General features: G+C 55.8%; 6 protein-coding genes. 3 read left to right on the plus strand and 3 right to left on the minus strand.

All coding sequences use genetic code 11. The features are described from left to right. On the minus strand, positions 1-2,535 hold a 2,535-nt coding region (polA, locus tag ACESMB_RS04530; protein ID WP_372970998.1), incomplete at its 3' end, for a DNA polymerase I. Positions 2,536-2,663: 128 nt separating this feature from the next. Here polA and ACESMB_RS04535 point away from each other — a divergent pair. Next, entirely contained in the window at positions 2,664-2,999 is a 336-nt protein-coding gene (locus ACESMB_RS04535; RefSeq protein WP_372927531.1) for a DUF2782 domain-containing protein, read from the plus strand. 194 nt (positions 3,000-3,193) lie between these two features. After that, a complete protein-coding gene (locus ACESMB_RS04540; RefSeq protein ID WP_372927527.1) occupies positions 3,194-3,616 on the plus strand; it encodes a hypothetical protein in 423 nt (140 codons plus the stop codon). Positions 3,617-3,697: 81 nt separating this feature from the next. Here ACESMB_RS04540 and ACESMB_RS04545 read toward each other — a convergent pair whose 3' ends face one another. Next, positions 3,698-4,345, minus strand: a complete 648-nt coding sequence (locus ACESMB_RS04545; RefSeq protein WP_372927528.1) for a DUF4124 domain-containing protein — start codon at positions 4,343-4,345, stop codon at positions 3,698-3,700. 82 nt (positions 4,346-4,427) lie between these two features. Further along, on the minus strand, positions 4,428-5,066 hold the full coding sequence (gene pyrE, locus ACESMB_RS04550) for an orotate phosphoribosyltransferase (protein ID WP_372927529.1): 639 nt from the start codon (positions 5,064-5,066) through the stop codon (positions 4,428-4,430). An 81-nt stretch (positions 5,067-5,147) separates the two neighbouring features. Here pyrE and ACESMB_RS04555 point away from each other — a divergent pair. Next, a partial coding sequence (locus ACESMB_RS04555; RefSeq protein WP_372970999.1) for an exodeoxyribonuclease III occupies positions 5,148-5,827 on the plus strand: 680 nt, incomplete at its 3' end.

Here is a 5,827-nt window from a genome sequence, read left to right on the forward strand (position 1 = left end):
CATGGCCCGTTTGATGATATCGGCCGCGGTTCCCTGCATGGGAGCGTTAATGGCAGTGCGTTCTGCGGCCTGTTGCATCTGTTTGTTGCGGGCGTTGATCTCCGGCAGATACAGACGCCGTCCGTACAGGGTTTCAACGAATCCGTCGTCGTGGGCCTGTTTGCGAATGTTGTCCATGTACCTGAGAACACCGGGATAGCGCTCGAAATACCGGTCGATGTATTCCTGAGCCTGGTTGCGGCCTACGTCCAGTTGACGAGCCAGGCCAAAGGCCGACATGCCGTAGATGAGCCCGAAGTTGATGGCCTTGGCGCTGCGGCGCTGGTCCCCGGATACCTCGTCCAAGGCCACACCAAACACCTCTGAGGCTGTTGCCCGGTGGATGTCCTCGCCCTTCTCGAATGCGGTCAACAAACCTTTGTCACCAGACAGGTGAGCCATGATGCGCAATTCAATCTGGGAATAATCCGCCGCCATCAGCTTGTAGCCGTCCGGCGCCACAAATGCCTGGCGGATACGGCGCCCCTGTTCGCTGCGAATTGGGATGTTCTGCAGGTTGGGCTCCGACGATGACAGTCTGCCCGTTGCCGTCACCGCCTGATGGTAGGAGGTGTGAATCCGGCCGGTACGGTGGTGGATCAGTTCCGGCAGGGTATCGGTGTATGTGGATTTCAGCTTGCTCAGGCTGCGATGCTCCAGGATCAGCCGCGGCAGGGCGTGTTCGTGGGCCAGCTCCTGCAGTACCGGCTCTGCCGTGGAGGGGGCGCCTTTCGGGGTTTTCTTCACCACCGGCAGCCCCATCTTGTCGTAGAAGATGGTTTGCAGTTGCTTGGGGGAGCCAAGATTGAAGGTTTCGCCGGCTTCATCGTGGGCTTCCTTTTCCAGTTCCGCCATGCGCTCCGCCAGTTCCTGGCTGTGCTTGCGCAGGGTGCTGGCGCTGATCATGGCACCCCGTTGCTCCATTCGGGACAGCACTGGCACCAACGGCAGGTCAATGTTTTCATACACCTCCCGCAGGCGACCGGTTTTTTCCAGTTGCGGCCGCAACACTCGGTGCAGGCGCAGGGTGATGTCGGCGTCCTCGGCGGCGTAAGGGCCTGCCTGTTGCAGATCTATCTGGTTGAAGGTCAGCTGCTTGGCGCCTTTGCCGGCAATGGATTCGAAGGTGGTGGTCTGCTCGCCCAGGTACTGCATGGCCAGCGAGTCCATGTCATGGCGTGAACCCACTGAATTCAGCACGTAGGACTCCAGCATGGTGTCTTCCGCAATTCCTTCCAGGCTGATGCCATGGTTGGCCAGAACGTTCTTGTCGTACTTGAGATTCTGGCCCAGTTTGGCTTTTTCAGGGTCTTGCAGCAGCGGTTTCAACTGCTTGAGAACCGTGTCCCGGTCCAGCTGTTCCGGGGCGCCCATGTAATCGTGGCCCAGGGGAACGTAGGCGGCTTCCCCCGACTCAATGGCGAAGGAAACCCCGACGATCTCCGCATCCATGTATCGCAGGCTGGTGGTTTCAGTGTCGAATGCGAACAGGGAGGCCTTGTTCAGGCGCTCGATCCAGTCATCCAGCTCTGCCTGTTCAGTAACAACAGAGTACTTCTTTTCTCTGGGGGCCGAGTGCTGACTGCTGCTGTCACCGGTGTTGCCCTCTTTATTAGGATCTGAGGAGTCGTTTTCATTGTTTTCCAGCTCCGCAATCCAGGACCGGAGTTCGTATTCGCGGAACAGCTCAAGCAGCTTGTCGTCGTCCTGGGTTCTCAGCTTCAGGTCTTCCAGACCGAACTCCAGGTCCACATCGGTTTTGATGGTGGCCAGTTCACGGCTCAGGGGAAGGATTTCGATGGCATCCCGAAGGTGCTCGCCAATCTTGCCTTTCACCTCATCCGCATGCTCAATGATGTCGTCCAGGTCTTCCCAGGTCTGGAGCCATTTAACCGCGGTTTTCGGGCCGCATTTGTTGACGCCGGGAATGTTGTCCACCTTGTCGCCCACCAGCGCCAGGTAATCGACGATCTGTTCCGGTGCAATGCCGAATTTTTCCACCACGCCCTCTCGGTCCATGCGGGTATCCGTCATGGTGTTGATCAGGGTGACGTGGTCGCTCACCAGTTGGGCCATGTCCTTGTCCCCCGTTGAGACCACAACATCAATGCCCTTACTGGTGGCTTCGTCTGCAAGGGTACCGATTACGTCATCGGCTTCGACGCCACTGACGATCAATAACGGCAGGCCCATGGCGCGAACCATGTCGTGGATGGGCTGGATCTGCACGGCCAGGTCCTCAGGCATGGGCGGGCGGGTGGCCTTGTAGTCTTCGTAAAGGTCGTTGCGGAAGGTTTTCCCCTTGGCGTCAAAAACCACGACCATTTTCGAGCCGGGAAAGTCCTGTTCCAGCTTCCGGATCATGCTGATAACGCCCTTGATGGCCCCGGTGGGATGCCCTTTGCTGGTCATCAGTGGTGGCAGGGCGTGATAGGCACGGAAAAGGTATGACGAGCCGTCTACAAGAACGACGGGCGGAGTCTGTTGTTGTGTCATATCAAAACGGATCCGGATTCTGATTGAAGCGTTGAATGGCTTGTGCAACCCTGACAGTACGGTGCAATTTTTCGCCGTATCGGGGCGGTTTTGAGCGTCCTTAAACAGAATGGAAGAGTAACATGAAAATGAAACGGATCGCCTGTTCGGGTCTTGTGTGGGGGATGCTATGTGGGCCCGTGATGGCGCAGGATGGCATGGACGACAGTGATGTTGTAAAGACCCCGAGGGAGCCTCTGGTAGTTTCCGACTACCAGCCTTCTTCAGATGGCCCCCAGATTGTTATCCGCCCGGGTGAGAGTGAAGTGTTCTACGAATACCGGGTGAACGGCCAACTGATGGAAATCAAGGTGGTGCCGGAAGTGGGGCCGGAGTACTACCTGGTACCTGCCGATGGTGGTGGCTGGATTCGCGAGAACGAAACCGACATGCTGGTGCCAAGCTGGGTTATCTTCAGTTGGTGACCGGTCGGCTCAGCTCAACCCTGGCAGCGTGAGGGCGCCGGATGCAGAAATTCATACCGGGTTTCGGGGTTTAGTATGAACATTCTAATTTTTAACCGTAGGCTTATCCATGTAATCACAAGACGGTACAGATTCGCTGGCCGCCACGATGCAACTTTTTAACGCTATGCATCCACAACCGAAGGAGATTCATCATGGGTAAACTCAAGAGCTATCAGGAACAACTGCAGGACATCGTAGAGAAGGGCATCAACGCAGCTGAAGAGCAGCAGAAGAAGCTGTCGTCCAAGCCGTTCGAATACGCTGAAAAGCTGGAATCAGAAGCACGCGAATACAGCGTGAAAAACCTGCGCACCCGTTACTACGGTTACAGTGAAAGCCTGTTTGACCAGTTGCGTAACCTCAACAGTCGTGTCGGCAGCTTCGCAGCAGATCTGGTTGCCAAGCTGGAGAAAGAAGCAGCTGAAGGCGCAGACGTCGTTGCCGACGCAGCGGACGAAGTGACCAGCGTTGCCCAGTCAACCAAGGCCACTGCCCAGGCCAAGAAGCCGGCTGCACGCAAAACCACAGCTCGCAAGAGCACCAGCACTGCCAAGAAGGATTCCGAAACTGCCTGATTGGCAAACGGAAACTTTCTGAACGAAAAAGGTCACCCGCTGTGGTGACCTTTTTTGTGTCTGGTGGCCGGCATAATGCCGTTATTGCTCTGTCTTGTCGGGGTCAAGAGGTTCGGTTCTCTCTTCGCCCGTTATCTCCTCGAGCCGCTCGATGTCTTTCTCGAATTCTTCCCGCAGCTCTTTGATGTCGGCATTCTGCGAGTTGATTTCCCGTTCGATCTCCCGGATCTGTGACTCAAGCCTTCGTATCTTCTCAAGCGTTGCTTCCGGAATATCGCGGCCAGAGCGCTCAAGGTTTGCGGCCCGGCTCTGCTCACTGTCCAGCTGACTGTCGATAACGGAAATATTGCCCTTTTTAAGCTGGTTCAGCCCCTGTAGTTCGCGGATCTTTCTGTGCATTGCCCGCACGGCTTCATCCGGATGGCTGAAACGTTCCAGAAGCTTCCGGTCCAGTTCCCGTTGACGCTCTTCTTCCAGCTTGCGCTGCTCTTCCGCTTCCCTGGCCGCAATTTCTTCTTCGGTTGGCTCCGGGTCGATCGTTTCGATAACGCGACCGTTCTTGCTGAGAATATCGTAGCCCCGTTTTGAAGCTTCCTGGGGGATGCTATTGCTGATGACAACCTGGCCATTTTCATCGGTGTAGCGGTACATCCGTGCTTCCGCTACTGTGGCAGCCATCATTGCGGCAACAGCCGATACGGCAATTGAAAACCTGGTCAGACGGTTCATGATGAAAGACTGGCGCTCCGCTCAAAACGAATTAAGTCAGCAGGAAGCATAACAAAAGCTGGAGTAGAAACCATGCCCGGTTTCAGACACCGTAATTATCCCTGTAGCTGGCGACGTTCTGGGCGTGTTCGTCGAACCCCGGTCGGTTCTGCAGGTAATCAAGAACCTGATCAAGCGTGATAATGCTGACCACGGGGATGCCGAATTCCTTTTTGACTTCCTGTATTGCAGAGAGCTTGCCGGCACCTCGCTCCTGGCGATCGAGCGCAATCAGAACCCCCGCTGGCTCTGCGCCTGAGTCGCGAATGATGTCGATAGACTCCCGGATGGCGGTTCCGGCGGTGATGACATCATCAACAATCAGTACCTTGCCTTCCAGCGGGGCGCCGACGATATTGCCGCCTTCACCGTGGTCTTTCTTTTCTTTGCGGTTGAAAGCAAAAGGTTTGTTCTCGCCATCTGACGCCAGAGCCATGGCCGTCACGGTTGCCAACGGTATGCCCTTATAGGCAGGCCCGAAAATAATGTCATAATCCAGGCCGCTGCGTTGTAGTGCAGCGGCATAAGCCTTGCTTAACTCAAGCAGATCTTCTCCGGTATTGAACAGCCCTGCATTAAAAAAATAGGGGCTGGTGCGACCGGATTTGAGCGTAAACTCGCCGAAACGAAGAACGTTACGGCGAATGGCAAATTCAATGAACTTTTGCTGATAGTCGTGCATGACAGGGCTTCTGGCGGGTGTGGATCTTTAATTAACGCGTAAAACCGGTATCATACACACAAACCGAATCAGGGAACACGTATGCGGGTAGTAACAATCAGCGTCAACGGTCTCGCTCAGGCTGTTGAAAAAGGCTTCTTTGAATGGCTGGCCAGGCAGGACGCTGACGTGGTCTGTGTTCAGGATCACCGCATGCGGGCCTACGAAATCGAGGACTACAACCTCATTCCGGAAGGCTACGAAGGCTACTTCATCGACGGCGAACGCAATGAAGACGGTGGTGTCGGTATCTACACCCGCCATTTTCCCAAGGCCATCATGTACGGTTTCGCCAATGAGCAGGCCGACCGCGAGGGCCGCTTTATCCAGGCGGATTTCGACAAGGTGTCCGTTGCCTGCGTTCTCTCCCCCTGTGCTCTGGGCCGGGAAGATGAGCTGATCGGCGACGATGACCTTACCGTGCTTGATCACAAAGACGAATTCATGGAAGCCTTCGGCCTCCACATGCAGAAAACCCTGCGCAAGCGGCGCCAGTTTATCTTCTGCGCCAATCTGCAGACTGCGCATCACGTAACTGACGCCAGCCCGCTTTATCACAAGCTGGATTTCTCCGGATTTCTGCCCCACGAAAGGGCATGGCTGGATCGCCTGTTTGATGAAATGGGCTGTGTTGACGCATTCCGCGACATCAACAAGCAGAGCAACCAGTTCACCTGGTGGCCAGAACAGGCCGAGGGGTCCCGCAGGAATGCCGGCATTCG

The organism is Marinobacter sp. (genome assembly GCF_041686475.1).
Classification (GTDB): domain Bacteria; phylum Pseudomonadota; class Gammaproteobacteria; order Pseudomonadales; family Oleiphilaceae; genus Marinobacter.